The following is a 14502-nucleotide window of genomic DNA, read 5'->3' on the forward strand; positions in this document are numbered from 1 at the left end:
GTTCCATTAACACCAAGAGTAATACCATATTTAATGGCTAAATAAGACATAATTCTATTACGTTCAACAGTTAAATCGGTATCTGTTTTTCTAGACGAATAAGTGATTACTTCAGCAATTCTAGCATCGGTAGAGGCTTCCCAACCTTCAGAACGACCAATCCAATATCTTGCATCGTTAACATTTGCAAAATCCGGTACATCATTTTGTGTATTTTCTTTGTTTATAGCATTATAGTATAATTCTTGTTGTGTAGCGGCTAAATTATTTCTTACGTTAATAATTCCTACATTATCATAAGTTGCAGATGTGCTTGTTTGAGCCACACCATAACCATCACCTGAAGAGGTTGGACCATGGCAATATGATAAAACTTCATTAGTGAATCTAACGGTATATTTTCCTAAGCCAATACCCGTCGCATCAGTATTATCAGTTGCGATATCTTCATCACCACAAAAAATATCCATACTTCCAAAGGTATTATCAGCAGAAACATCAGGGATTACAACTGTAAAAATATCTTGAGAATAATAACCACTTGTTCCTTCTAAGAATTGAGTAGATGTGTTATCATAAGAAAAATCACCATCAAGAGGTATAGTTACATAGTCATTATCAAAATCTACAACAGGATTAAAGTTGACATTGTCATTAACATTATCTTTATAGGTTGGTTCTTGTCCAGGAGTATTTACTGTAGCATCAGCACCATTAGCTTGGTCAGCCCAAAGGCTTACCGATTGACCATCAGTATATCCTAAACCATCTGTTCCTTTTAACCACAACGCTAAGTCGGCAGTAACACCACCTGGAGCAGTAGCCCCATCGCCTTGAATGTTGAAGTTATAAGGGTTTTCATCGCCATCATTATTAGCAATAGAAACTGTGGCAGATCTAGTACCAAGGGCACTAGGGTCAAAAGTAATATTAAAAGTAGTGCTTCCACTTGCAGCAATTGTTGCGGCAGGTGTTGCAGTAACAGTAAAATCAGCTGCGTTAGGTCCACCTATAACAACATATGGTGAGGAGCCAGTTAAACTTAAATCTAGTGATCCACTATTTTGAATGGTAAAAGTATTTACTTGTGTTCCTCCGGTAACATTTACACTTCCAAAATCAGTATCATCAATAGGAGAAGGTGTTGTATCTCCATCAACAATAGTTGTTCCATTACCTACAAGGTTTATTTCAGGTAATAAAGAAAATCCATTTCCTTGAATATCAAAAGTATAAGGATTTTCATCGCTATCATCATTAGCAATTGTAATTGTAGCAGATCTTAAACCAGCAGAGCTAGGGTTAAAAGTAATGTCAAATGTAGTGCTTCCACTAGCCGAAATTGGAGTTGTAGGATTAGCAGTGACAGTAAAATCTCCTGCATGTAGTCCAGAAACAGTAACATAAGGTGACGTTCCTGTTAAGTTTAAATTGATTGATCCTGTGTTTTGGATAGTAAAAGTATTGACTTGTGTAGCTAACGTCACATTAACAGTTCCAAAATCGGTATCATCTGTAGCAGAAGGAGTAGTATCTCCATCAACAATAGTTGTTCCATTACCTACAACATTCATTTCTGGTTGTGGTATTGAAACATCAACATTAATAGTATAATCTTCTACCTCTCCATCAAATCCTGTTTCGCAATTAGTTGGTGCTCCACCGTATCTTGTAGAAACCCTCATTCTCGTGTTTCCTAAAGTAGCAGTTCCAGGAACAGTAATAGATAAAGGAGATAAACTTGTAGCTCCGTTAGCACTATTGTTGGTTGTTCCTAAGTTATAAGCTTCGCCTGCATCATCAAAATCAAAATCTTGGTTCCAATCAATCCAAACGTAAGTATAAGTTGTATAATTACCATCTGTATTTGCGTTAACAGTAAGGTTGTATGAATTACCTCGATTTACAGTTGTAGAAATTCCTGTAAAATCAGAATAATCGTTATCTTCTGCTGGAGTTGCATTATTTATGGTATTGAATTGAACTAATCTTGTTCCTGTATCATAACCATCTGAGTTATCTCCATCAGAATTACAGTAGCTTGGAGTTGTACCAGTTCCACGTATATTAAAATTATATGGATTTTCATTGCTATCACTATTCGCAATAGTTAATGTTGCTGTTCTAGTTCCTAAGGCACTTGGATCAAATGTTATAGTAAAAGTTGTAGAACTGCTTGATGCTATAGTGTTTGAAGGTGTTGACGTTACACTAAAATCTGCAGCATTTGTTCCAGAAATCACAACATATGGAGAACTACCAGTTAAGCTTAATGGTGTTGAACCAATATTTTGAATCGTAAAAGTATTTGCATTTGTTGCACCAGAAATATCAACTGAACCAAAATCTGTATCATCAGAAGCGGAAGGAGTAGTATCACCATCTGCAATATTGTTACCAAGACCAGTAATATTAATTTCTGGACCTACTGGTAGGTAACCTAAAATTTCAACATCATCTATATAGATAAAATCATAGTTATCAGAAGCATCATTTTGAAATCGAAATCTAGAATTTGTTGCAAAGGTATAAGATCCAGAATTTAAAGTTACAGTTATTGATGATTCAGTAGTTCCATTAGAAAAATCTGTACCACTTACATATGTAGCTATAGTCGTCCAGCTTGAACCATTATAATATCGTAACCAGAAATCTTCTCCAGTTTCCATACCTTCACCTTCATAATCAAAAGTAATACTAACAGATGTGTATGATGTAAAGTCTAAATCGTCCGTAGTGGCTATAGAACTAGCACTGTTGTCTCTTAATCTTAAAGCGGTTCCACCATTCATTGGGTTAGTGTTGTCTAACCAACAATCACTACCACCATCGTTCCATATACCCATTCCAGATTCAAAATCTTCGGAGTCTATAGTTACTTGAGCAAATCCACTCATTGATATTAATAAACCAAAAACGAGGGTACTAAATCTTAGTAATAAAGTAATTTTTTTCATAAGTAGGTAATTTAGTTTGGGACTAATTTGAGACAAACGTATATGTATTATCCATTAAATACAAATAAATTCGATGAAATGCATTTTAATGTAGCTTTTTTCTTTCAAAATAATAATAAAATATTAATAGAAAAACCTTGTTAGCTATAATGAATATTGGTAATAAGCTTTATTTCTTAGTAGAAATTGCTAATACATCTTTTAAACCAAAAAAATTAAAGGATTATGCTTTTTTGGTTTAAAAGATTGATAATAGGGAAGTTAAAATAAAAAAAACCCTTGAAGGAACAAGGGTTTTAATTGTAGCGAGAACGAGATTTGAACTCGTGACCTCTGGGTTATGAATCCAACGCTCTAACCAACTGAGCTACCTCGCCATAATTTAAGGCTGCAAATATAAAAACAAAATTGTTGGAAGCAAACATAGTAAACTAAAATTTTTTTAAAAATAAATTTTAAATCTTAATGATTAAATGTATATATTGAGCAAAATATTTTTATTTCTATGTCAGACAAAATTAAATACGAATTAGAGTTTCCTATACACGCGTCTCCTCAATTATTATATCAATATATATCAACGCCATCTGGCTTATCTGAATGGTATGCAGAAAATGTAAATTCTAGAGGTGAACTTTTCAAATTTATTTGGGATGGAAGTGAAGAGCAAGCTAAATTGGTTAGTAAGAAAAGCGGAGAACGCATTAAATTTAAATGGCTTGAAGATGAAGATAGTACAAGCTATTTTGAAATAAGGATACAAGTTGATGAGATTACCAAAGATGTTTCAATAATGATTACTGATTTTGCTGAAGAAGACGAAGTTGAAGAATCAAAAATGCTTTGGGAGAATCAAATTTCCGATTTAAAACAAGTATTAGGTTCTGCTTAATAAAGAACTAATTATAAAACTTATATTTGTCCCGAATTAATTTTCGGGATTTTTTTATGATAAATTTTAATGGAAATATAAGCAAAGAAGACCAGATCATTTCTTTTAAAAACAGAGGATTTAATTATGGAGATGCTCTTTTTGAAACGATAAAAGCTTCTTTTGGAAAACTCTTGTTTTGGGAAGATCATTATTTTAGGTTAATGGCTTCAATGCGGATTATGCGTATGGAAATTCCAATGTCATTTACGATGGAGTTCCTCGAAGAACAAATAAAGAACACTTTACAAGCTAATAGTTTATTAAATGCATCAGCTAGAGTAAAATTAATTGTCAATAGAGTAGAAGGAGGTTTGTATAATCCAACAGATAACGCTGTAGATTATTTAATTCAGGTCGAAGCTATCGCTACAGATTTCTATCTTATCCATAAAACGGATTATGAAGTAGATTTGTTTAAAGATTATTTTGTATCACCTAGTTTGCTTTCTACATTAAAAACTAATAATAGAGCCTTAAATGTTGTAGGAAGTGTATATGCTTCTGAAAATAACTTGCACAACTGTTTTATCTTAAATACAAATAAGCATGTTGTTGAAGCTTTAAATGGAAATCTTTTTTTGGTTAAAGGTAAATTGATTAAAACACCTCCACTTAGTGATGGTTGTTTAAAAGGTATTATGCGAAAGCAAATTATTGAGATTCTTAATCAGATGCCAGATTATGAAATAGAGGAAGCATCAATATCTCCTTTTGAATTGCAAAAAGCAGATGCTTTATTTATAACTAATGTGATTACAGGAATTCAGCCTATTACTAAATACAGAAAAAAAGAATACTCGAATACTTTAGCTGAAGATTTAATTAAAAAGCTAAATGTAAAGATTAGATTATCTAATTAAGACTTGGATTTTCAGGAGAATTAGACCAGATACTATATTCGCCACCAAATTCTAGCATTTTTTCTTTCCAAAAGGCTTCACAATCTTTTTCAATGATGGATTTCTTATAAATGTTTTCTGTAACAACCCATGAATTAGATTTTAATTCTTCTTCAAGTTGATTTGCATCCCAACCAGAATAGCCTAAAAAGAACCTGATATTTTTTTCACTTAATTGGTCGCTAGCAATGAGTTCAGCTACTTTATTAAAATCACCTCCCCAGAAAATACCTAAAGATATTTCTATACTATTTGGTATTAATTCGGGAACCTTATGTATAAAATACAAGTTATCCTGTTCTACAGGACCTCCATTGTAAACCTTAAAACTAGCTTCAATTTCAGGAATTAAATCATTAATAGAATATTCTAAGGGCTTGTTCAATATAAAACCAATAGAACCATCTTTAGTGTGATCTGCTAATAAAACGATAGAACGATTAAATGCCATATCGCCAATTATGGATGGCTCAGCAATTAATAAATTTCCTTTTTTTGGTTTGATTGAAATCATAAAGTTTATGTTTCTTTAATTAAATCTAATAATTTTTTATTTAATAAGCAATACTTATTAAATATAAGCTATAAAAAAAGCCTTCTTAATAGAAGGCTTTTTTAATAAATTCTAAAAAAGAATTAGTTTACAGCGTTAGATAAATCTGAACCTGCTTTAAACTTAACAACGTTTTTAGCTTTGATTTTTATTGTAGCTCCTGTTTGAGGATTTCTTCCATCTCTTGCAGCTCTTTTAGAAACTGACCAAGATCCAAATCCTACTAGAGAAACTCTATTACCTTTTTGTAAAGCTCCTTCAATTTCAATTAACGCACACTCTAAAGCTTTTTTTGAAGCTGCTTTAGTAATTCCTGCGTGTTCTGCCATAGCATCGATTAAATCTGTTTTGTTCATAATTTTAAATTTAATTATTAATAAATTGTTGGTTAAACATTATTGTTATATCCTCTACAAAATTATACGGAAATTCAAACCACGCAAGTAATAGCAAGGGAAAAACCCTAATTTGTTGATAACTTACAGCATTTGTTAATAAAGGTGATGCATTTTATCTATTTTTTAACAAATGCAACAAGGATAAGGGTTTAGAGCATTTTAGCTCTGTTATCAAAATTATAACCATTTAAAAGTGATTTTGCATCCATTTTTCGTTTACCTGGAAGCTTAATTTCGGTTATATTAATGTACCCTTTTTTAACTGCAACTTTTATTTCCTTCTTGGTTGTTATAATTGTACCAGTTTCTAGGTTATGAGCTTCTATTTCTTTTTCAGCAGCATAAATCTTAATATCTAAAGCGTCCTCATCATTTTGTAGAATAGACCATGCAGCTGGATAAGGACTCAAGCCTCTTATCTTATTGTATATAGAATCAATTTTGTCATTCCAATCTATTTTACAGTTGTCTTTATTTAACTTATAAGCAGTTTTTATTTCAACATTAGTAGGCTGTGGTGTCGTTTTTACATTGCCTTTAGCAATACGTGATACAGTGTTTATTACAAGTTCACTTCCTAAGCACATAAGTTTATCATGAAGACTGCCAGCATTTTCATTAGTGTCTATTTCTACTTCTTCTTGTAAAATCATTTCACCAGTGTCTATTTTTTCATCAATAAAAAAAGTAGAAACACCAGTTTTGGTTTCACCATTTATAATAGCCCAATTTATTGGTGCTGCTCCTCTATAATTTGGTAAAAGCGAAGCATGTAAATTAAATGTGCCATATTCTGGCATTTGCCAAACCACTTTAGGCAACATTCTAAATGCCACTACAATTTGAAGGTTTGCCTTTAAAGTAGTAAGCTCATCTATAAAAGATTGCGCTTTTAAATTTGTAGGTTGCATAATATATAACCCTTGTGCCTTTGCATATTGTTTTACAGCAGACTCATTTAGCTTTCTTCCGCGACCAGCAGGTTTATCTGGAGCTGTAATAACTCCAACTATATTATAGTTATTCTCTACTAGAGATTGTAAGGTGGTAACTGCAAAATCTGGAGTTCCCATAAAAACGATTCTTAATTCCTTCATTTTATATGTGCTAATTTGTAGGTGTTTGTTTTTGTAATGCAAATAATATGATGCTCTAATAATAATTGTATCATATGGTTTATTTCTTTTTCTGAATACTCTAATTGCTCGGAAAGTGCTCTAGATGATAAATCACCTTGTTCTAGTAAGTTTATTATAGCTGTTTTTAGTTGTTTTGTGTCTTTTTTTTCTGAATGATTCCTTTGGATACAAACCGAACATATACCACATGCTCCTATTTCTTTTTCTCCAAAATAGGAGAGGAGCTGTACACTTTTACAGAGCGCATCATTCTTTACATAATTTAAAACCGAAGCAACTTGATTTTGCTTGAGAGTGTTTTGTTGTTCTAAAATGGTTGCAATAACATTAATCGTCTTATCATCTTCTCTTGGCTGTATAAAGGTGACTTGTGCATCTGTCTTTGAAGCATTCAAGGTTATAATTTCATCTTTTTTTAATTGTTCTAATATGTTAAAAACTTGTTCTTCTTCTACAGAGGCTTTACTAGCGATTAAGGTTGTATTTATTTTTATTTCTTGATCAAATACACCTCCATAAGTTCTTAAAATAGATTTTACTACTAGGCTAAAGTTCTGATGCTTTTCTAAATATGCAAATAAACTATTATTCGTTACAATACATTGAACTAAGGTTTGTCTGTTAAATTGTTTTGACAAACTGATAACACTTGTTCGATCCAGAAATTGAAGCGCATTATATAATAGTATGGTGTTGAATTTATAAGTTTTACTAAAATGATTAAAATTAAATTGATGTGTCGTGTATTCTCCTTCACCATAAGATATCTGAAAATAATTACAGAGTTTTCTATACACTAGCTTAACGAACTCTACTGAAGGCAGACTATCTAAAAACTGATTTTTCACCAATTCTTCATCACTATTATTTTTTAAAATAACAGCAAATGCCTTTTCTCCATTTCGTCCAGCTCGTCCAGCTTCTTGAAAGTAACTTTCTAAGCTTTCGGGTAAATTTAAATGAATAACTGTTTTTACATCTGGTTTATCAATTCCCATACCAAAAGCACTAGTTGCAACCATAACTTGTGTCCTATTGTGTAGCCAATCATTAAAATTATTATCTTTTTCGGTATTTGAAAGTCCGCCATGATAGTAAGTTGCACGAATGCCTTTTTTCTCTAAATGATTGTGAATCTCAACAGTTGATTTTCTATTTCGGACATATATTATTGAAGACGCATTTTGTTTTTTAATAATAGTCTCCATCTTATAGTACTTATCATCTTCATGAAAGACCATATAAGCTAAATTGGGTCTAGCAAATGATTGTTGAAAGACTTTAGGTTGAATAAAATCAAGTTCAGTAATAATATCATCAACTACATTTGGTGTAGCTGAAGCTGTTAGCGCAATACAATTTACACTTGGTTTTAGTTGCCTTAATAATTGAATATTTTTATAAGAAGGTCTAAAGTCATTTCCCCATTGTGAAATACAATGCACTTCATCTACAGCAATAAGATTCACATTCATGAGTCTTATTCTATCTTGAACCAGTTCTTGTTGTAAGCGTTCTGGAGATAGATATAAAAATTTATAATTTCCATAAATACAATTATCTAAAAGGGCATCTAAGTGTTGGTAGCTTATTCCGCTTGTAAGTGCGATGGCTTTTATCCCTTTGTCTGATAAAGCTTGTACCTGATTTTTCATCAAAGCAATTAGCGGAGAAATAACGATACAAACCCCTTCTTTAGCTAACGCAGGAATTTGGAAGCATAACGATTTTCCTCCACCAGTTGGCATTAGTGCCATGACATCTTCACCAGAAATCACAGCATTTATAATGTCTTCTTGTAAAGGTCTAAAGCTGGTAAAACTCCAATAACGTTCAAGTATTTGTATAGGATGCTGCATCACATCGCTTTTATAATATCTAAAATAAAATCTGTTCTACTTTCAATAGAACCAAAAGGGACATCTAGCAAATTGTAGTTATAATGTTTATAGGTGTTTAATAAATGCTTGTGTATTTCTATGGCTTGTTCAAAATTTTCGTAGCGTTCATTATCACTACTAAAAATCTCTTGCCATGGCGCTAAAATAAAAACTTGGTCATAAATATTATCCTTACACGCATCAATAAAATGTTGCGGATAGTCATCATTAATAAAATCCATATAGGCTACGACGTCAGGGATTCCTCTATCTAGAAAAACAAATTTATCTTTTAATGTTCCAGCTTCTATAAACTGTTCTAGCCTTCCTTTTAAAAGCATTTCACTAAATAATAAAGGCTCAGTTAAAAATAACTGCTCAATACCATCTTCTCGTGCTTTTAAAATAATTTCACGTGAAATTTCTTCAAAACAATAAAAACCACGTTTAATAAGTTCATTTATAATAGATGATTTCCCAGTTCCTGGTCCTCCAGTAATAACAATTTTTTTTGTATTCAAATTTGGCAAGGTTTTAGGTGTAAAAATCGGAATTTAAATTTTAAATAAAAAATGTAAAGTAAACTGTATCTTTGCGACCTATTTTTTAATCATGAGCGAAAAACAAAACCCAAAAGAATTTTACGAAAAGTTAAGAACCCAATTGTATGAAACTGCAATTTGGCCATCAGAGTATTTATATAAATTTATAGTGAAATCTGACAATAAAAAAATTGCAGAAATTGAAGCTTTATTTAATAATATTGGTGCAGTAATTAATACTATAGAATCAAAGAACGGTAAATACACTAGTGTTTCTGTACATGTGCTAATGAAAGATCCTGACGCAGTTATTTCTAAATATAAAGAAGTCGCAGAAAATGTTGAAGGTGTTATTAGTCTTTAGTTTTTTTTTGTACTTTGCACGAGCATAATTACTACGTGCGTTATATTTAACTCTACACCATTTATATTTTGATAGATAACTTAGAATACAACACAGAACGTGAACATTTAATTATTCCTGAATATGGACGTCATATGCAGAAAATGATTAACCATGCAAAATCACGTGAAACCAAAGAAGAACGAAATAAATTAGCTAAAGCAATAATTTCAGTTATGGGAAATATGCAACCTCATTTACGTGATGTTCCAGATTTTCAACATAAGCTTTGGGACCAATTTTTTATAATGGCAGATTTTGATATTGATGTCGATTCTCCTTATGACAAACCTTCTCGTGAAGAATTGTATGCTCGACCAGATATTTTAGAATACCCTCAGAATTTCCCAAAATATCGTTTTTATGGAAATAATATAAAGACAATGATTGATGTCGCCAATACATGGGAAGATGGTGAATTAAAGGAAGCCCTGACATATACCATTGCGAATCACATGAAAAAGTGTTTCTTGAATTGGAATAAAGATACAGTTGAAGATGATGTAATCTATAATCATTTGTTTGAATTGTCCAATGGGAAAATTGATTTAAGAGCATCTGAAGAAGACTTGTCTGATGCTTCGAGTTTGATGAGAAGCAAGAAAAAGTACAGTTCGAATAATAAAAAATCGAATCACAAAAAAGGAAGCAACCAAAACCGAAATAGAAAACGCTACTAGTATTTCATGGGAACATTTAAAATTGATGGAGGTCACCAACTTAAAGGAAAAATTCAACCTCAAGGTGCAAAAAACGAAGCTTTACAAATTTTATGTGCAGTATTACTAACTCCCGAGTTGGTAACAATTAATAACATTCCAGATATTGTTGACGTTAATAAGCTTATTGAATTACTTAAAAAGCTTGGTGTTAAAGTTAATAAAATTGCAAAAGGATCTTATACGTTCAAAGCCGATGAGGTTAATTTAAAATATTTAGAGTCTGAAGCATTTAAAGAGGATGGACGAGGATTAAGAGGCTCTATAATGATAGTTGGCCCTTTATTAGCGCGTTTTGGTAAAGGCTATATTCCTAAGCCTGGAGGAGACAAAATAGGAAGACGCCGTTTAGATACTCATTTTGAAGGATTTATAAATCTAGGCGCTAAGTTTAGATATAATAAAGAAGAGTATTTTTATGGTGTAGAAGCCGATCAATTAAAAGGCGCATATATGTTGCTTGATGAGGCTTCTGTAACTGGAACAGCAAATATTGTTATGGCTGCTGTTTTAGCTAAAGGCACAACAACAATATATAATGCTGCATGTGAACCTTATTTACAACAACTTTGTAAGATGCTTAATCGTATGGGAGCAAAGATTAAAGGAATTGGTTCTAATATGCTTACCATTGATGGTGTTGATTCTTTAGGAGGTACAGAGCATAAGATGCTTCCTGATATGATAGAAATTGGAAGTTGGATTGGTCTTGCAGCAATGACTAAAAGTGAATTAACCATTACTAACGTAAGTTGGGATGATTTAGGGCAAATTCCTAATGTGTTTAGAAAATTAGGGATTACTGTAGAAAAGCAAGGTGACGACATTCATATTCCAGCACATGTAGATGGTTACGAAATTCAAAGCTATATTGATGGTTCAATTTTAACTATATCTGATGCACCTTGGCCAGGTTTTACTCCTGATTTGTTAAGTATAGTTTTGGTCACATTAACACAGGCAAGAGGAAGTGCTTTAGTTCATCAAAAAATGTTTGAAAGCCGTTTGTTCTTTGTCGATAAGTTAATAGATATGGGCGCAAAAATCATTTTATGTGATCCACATCGTGCAACTGTAATTGGTCATGATTTTAAATCACAATTAAAAGCAACGACAATGACTTCACCAGATATTAGAGCTGGAGTTTCATTATTAATTGCTGCTTTATCTGCTAAAGGCACTTCAACAATTCATAATATTGAACAAATAGATCGAGGCTATGAAAATATAGACGAGCGTCTTCGTGCTATTGGAGCTAAGATTGAACGTGTTGAAGGGAATTAATTTAAATGCTTAGCATCTGTACCAAACAGTACCTTTCTAAAGTCTGAAGGTTTTAAATCATTTAATAAATTTAACTCGCCAAGATTGTCAATTAGTTTTTGAAAATGGTCTTCTCTTTTTTCAAATTGTGATGCGTTTTTATAGGTAGTAATTAATATAAGATGAAAAGGTGCTTCTTCGCTATAATTAGATTTTAGAAGTTGATACGATTCTATATAGTTATTTTCTAAAGCTTTAATTCTAAGGGTTTCCCAGTTGTTTTGATAATAATGCATGGCTTCATCAAAATTTTCACCTTGAATTTGAACAAAATCAATACTAGAAATTTTAGCATTTTCTTGTGCAAAGAAAGGCGATGATATCAAAAAGATTAAAACAAGTAACTTGATTTTCATAATATATTGTTTAAAAAAATGCCTCGATGTTACTCGAAGCATTAAGTTATCTATAAAGATTTTTATTCCATACTGTAAAAAAACTGCTCATGAACAATTTTTCCATCCTTTACCTCAAAAACGGCAAGTTCTTCCATTTGTACTCTGCCTCTTTCTTTAAAAGTAACGTCAAAATTCATTTTAGTAGAAAAGTGATTGCCAGCTACTATCGGCTCACTAATTTCACCTCCATGATACTCTTCAACACTATCTAGCCATGCTTTGTTTTTATCCCATACATTTTGTTTGCCACTTGTTAGTTCTTGTGGCCAACCAGGAATTTCTCTACTAGTTACGTTTTCTGCATAAAGCTCATTCACACATTCTAGATTCTGTCCTTCTCGACACATTTTTGCCCATTTATTGGCTACTTCTTTTGTATCCATATTTTTTGGTGTTTAATTATTCTTTATAAAGTTAGATAAAATTCAATAAAAACTATCATAAAGAAATGTTAGGGTTGTATAGTCGTGTATAAAAAAAAGCCTCAGAATAAACTGAAGCTTTTTTATAATATAATATAATATAATGTGATTATTCTTTAATAAGTTTATGAACATATTTTTTACTTCCAGAACTTAAGTGCATAAAATATACGCCACTATTTAATGCTGAAATATCTAAATCTGTTTGGTTATTAAACGTGTTATTACTCGTTAGGATTAATTTACCAGTAATATCATACATTGCCAATGACATATCTTCAGAAAGGTCTGTTGTAATTGTAACCTTATTATGAGCTGGATTTGGGTACACATTAAAGTTAGAAGCAGTAAAAGAATCTGTAGTTAAAGGATTACTGCCTTCAATTATTAAATGTGACTGATTGATTGCTGGACCAGATAATTGGTCTACTAAACCAGAAGGCCATCTTACTACAATCTTAGTAATAGTAGTTTCAGAAGCAATACCAAAATGAGCAACTAATGAATTCATTGTTCCATAACTTTCACCAGAGCGTACTTCGCGAATTTGTTTTCCTAAGGCTGTGTATAATTCAACTCTAGCTCCAATTCCGTTAAGGTTACTGGTAACTCCTTGTAATCTAATTTTACTCCAGTTATTGGCGTTTCCATTATTTAAATATAATCGGTCTGCATTACCACTTGGACTATTATATCCTGTAGCAAAACCTGCTAAAACATCAATAAATCCATCGTTGTTTAAATCACCAACAGCAGCACTTTGAACGCTTAAACTTCCAGCAGAAATAGCACCAGAAACTTCAGAGAAAGTTTTATTCCCATTGTTTTTAAACATAATATGTTTATCACTAGTCCATCTTGAAGTAATAAATAAATCGATGTAAGAGTCATTGTCAAAATCTTCCATCATTACTTGAATTCCACCAGTACCTAAGTCATCAAGTTGTGTGGCAATTCCACTAGTAGATGTGATATCTGTAAAAGTACCATTGCCATTATTTTCATAAATTTGGTTCGTATTAGTGTGGTTAATAAGTACACAATCTAAATCACCATCATTGTCAATATCCTCAAATGCTGCAGACCATGATTGCTCTAAAGGTCTTAAGCCTGCACTTTCAGCAACATCTGTAAAGTTTCCATTTCCATCGTTTTGAAATAATAAATTAACACGTCTTCCATCTGTAGAATTACCAACACCTAATCTACATTTAGAAATGTATAAATCTTGATCACCATCGTTATCATAATCTATCCATATAGTACCATAGTTTCCAGAGTTATCTGAAGGAATTGTAGAAGCAGCTACAATTAAATTTGCATCATGTGTTAGTGTACCACTTCCATTATTCTTATATGGAGAAGAAATACCTTCATCGTGGCAAGCAAAAACATCTATGCTTCCATCATTGTCTATATCTGCAAAATTAACATTTTGAAGAAAAATATTTGGACCACCTTGAGTTGTTGATGAATAACTTGATCCATCTGAACTAGCAGTAATTAGTTTTAAACCATTGTAGGCTCCTCCAGTAAATATATCGTTATAACCGTTTTCATCTACATCTGCTATACATAAGCCCCATTGAGAGCCACCAACAGCACCAAAATCATACCTTGTGTAAAGATTTCCACTTCCATCTGTGCTTGCGTTTTGGTATTCAATTTCCAAATCTCTTGCATCATCAAGTCTAATAATGTCATCTCTGCCATCATTATTCATGTCTGCAACGCCAATGGCACAGCCACTAGTAACGTTCTCGTTTACCAGTAAAGAGCTTGAGTTTGTAAATGCAATTTGAGAACTCACCATTATAGGCGTTCCAATACATACTAGAAAAAGTAATTTTTTAATCATGATTTGAGTTTTTTGTATAATTAAGTTTTAAATATACTGCTTTTTGATAATTTTCATAAAATTATTAGATGTAATGC

Annotated in this window: 14 protein-coding genes and 1 tRNA gene; 5 read left to right on the forward strand and 10 right to left on the reverse strand. The window is 32.0% G+C overall.

Features of this window, described 5'->3' with window-relative positions; translation table 11 throughout:
* Together ACFS5M_RS12745 and ACFS5M_RS12750 are read right to left on the reverse strand one after the other, a co-directional pair.
* Positions 1-2957: choice-of-anchor D domain-containing protein (locus tag ACFS5M_RS12745; RefSeq protein ID WP_379899028.1), on the reverse strand; the 2957-nt coding region annotated here is incomplete at its 3' end.
* 303 nt (positions 2958-3260) lie between these two features.
* Positions 3261-3334: transfer RNA gene (locus ACFS5M_RS12750), tRNA-Met, on the reverse strand.
* A 128-nt stretch (positions 3335-3462) separates the two neighbouring features.
* Here ACFS5M_RS12750 and ACFS5M_RS12755 point away from each other — a divergent pair.
* A complete protein-coding gene (locus ACFS5M_RS12755; protein WP_183488937.1) occupies positions 3463-3849 on the forward strand; it encodes an START-like domain-containing protein in 387 nt (128 codons plus the stop codon).
* A 56-nt stretch (positions 3850-3905) separates the two neighbouring features.
* Positions 3906-4751 (forward strand): aminotransferase class IV, encoded by an 846-nt coding sequence (locus tag ACFS5M_RS12760; RefSeq protein ID WP_183488940.1) that lies wholly within the window; start codon positions 3906-3908, stop codon positions 4749-4751.
* Here ACFS5M_RS12760 and ACFS5M_RS12765 read toward each other — a convergent pair.
* From ACFS5M_RS12765 to ACFS5M_RS12785, 5 genes are all read right to left on the reverse strand, one after another.
* A complete protein-coding gene (locus ACFS5M_RS12765; protein ID WP_183488943.1) occupies positions 4744-5304 on the reverse strand; it encodes a YqgE/AlgH family protein in 561 nt (186 codons plus the stop codon). The two genes, ACFS5M_RS12760 and ACFS5M_RS12765, sit on opposite strands and share 8 nt — an antisense overlap.
* A 122-nt stretch (positions 5305-5426) precedes the next feature.
* Complete coding sequence (locus ACFS5M_RS12770) at positions 5427-5699, reverse strand: HU family DNA-binding protein (RefSeq protein WP_183488947.1); 273 nt, start codon at positions 5697-5699, stop codon at positions 5427-5429.
* 191 nt (positions 5700-5890) lie between these two features.
* Positions 5891-6838 (reverse strand): methionyl-tRNA formyltransferase, encoded by a 948-nt coding sequence (gene fmt, locus ACFS5M_RS12775; protein WP_183488950.1) that lies wholly within the window; start codon positions 6836-6838, stop codon positions 5891-5893.
* Complete coding sequence (locus ACFS5M_RS12780) at positions 6835-8739, reverse strand: RecQ family ATP-dependent DNA helicase (RefSeq protein WP_183488953.1); 1905 nt, start codon at positions 8737-8739, stop codon at positions 6835-6837. The genes fmt and ACFS5M_RS12780 overlap by 4 nt, the downstream gene beginning before the upstream one ends.
* The gene (locus ACFS5M_RS12785; RefSeq protein ID WP_183488956.1) at positions 8739-9281 is read right to left on the reverse strand and encodes an AAA family ATPase; all 543 of its coding nucleotides are present in this window, start codon (positions 9279-9281) and stop codon (positions 8739-8741) included. Before ACFS5M_RS12785 ends, ACFS5M_RS12780 begins: the two co-directional genes overlap by 1 nt.
* 91 nt (positions 9282-9372) lie before the next feature.
* Here ACFS5M_RS12785 and ACFS5M_RS12790 point away from each other — a divergent pair, with 91 nt between their 5' ends.
* The 3 genes from ACFS5M_RS12790 (at position 9373) to murA (ending at position 11708) form a co-directional block, all read left to right on the forward strand.
* A complete protein-coding gene (locus ACFS5M_RS12790; protein WP_183488959.1) occupies positions 9373-9666 on the forward strand; it encodes a DUF493 family protein in 294 nt (97 codons plus the stop codon).
* Between the two features lie 68 nt (positions 9667-9734).
* Positions 9735-10385: a DUF4290 domain-containing protein gene (locus ACFS5M_RS12795; protein WP_183488962.1), complete on the forward strand. Its 651-nt coding sequence runs from the start codon at positions 9735-9737 to the stop codon at positions 10383-10385.
* A 6-nt stretch (positions 10386-10391) separates the two neighbouring features.
* Entirely contained in the window at positions 10392-11708 is a 1317-nt protein-coding gene (gene murA, locus ACFS5M_RS12800; RefSeq protein WP_183488965.1) for a UDP-N-acetylglucosamine 1-carboxyvinyltransferase, read from the forward strand.
* Here the strand turns inward: murA and ACFS5M_RS12805 are convergent.
* The 3 genes from ACFS5M_RS12805 to ACFS5M_RS12815 form a co-directional block, all read right to left on the reverse strand.
* The gene (locus tag ACFS5M_RS12805) at positions 11705-12103 is read right to left on the reverse strand and encodes a hypothetical protein (protein WP_379899035.1); all 399 of its coding nucleotides are present in this window, start codon (positions 12101-12103) and stop codon (positions 11705-11707) included. The two genes, murA and ACFS5M_RS12805, sit on opposite strands and share 4 nt — an antisense overlap.
* A 62-nt stretch (positions 12104-12165) precedes the next feature.
* Complete coding sequence (locus tag ACFS5M_RS12810; protein WP_183488968.1) at positions 12166-12528, reverse strand: SnoaL-like domain-containing protein; 363 nt, start codon at positions 12526-12528, stop codon at positions 12166-12168.
* Between the two features lie 148 nt (positions 12529-12676).
* Complete coding sequence (locus tag ACFS5M_RS12815) at positions 12677-14425, reverse strand: FG-GAP-like repeat-containing protein (RefSeq protein ID WP_183488971.1); 1749 nt, start codon at positions 14423-14425, stop codon at positions 12677-12679.
* Between the last annotated feature and the right edge of the window lie 77 nt (positions 14426-14502).

Origin of the sequence: Lacinutrix iliipiscaria, from assembly GCF_042686125.1 — a bacterium.
GTDB classification, from domain to species: Bacteria; Bacteroidota; Bacteroidia; order Flavobacteriales; family Flavobacteriaceae; genus Oceanihabitans; species Oceanihabitans iliipiscarium.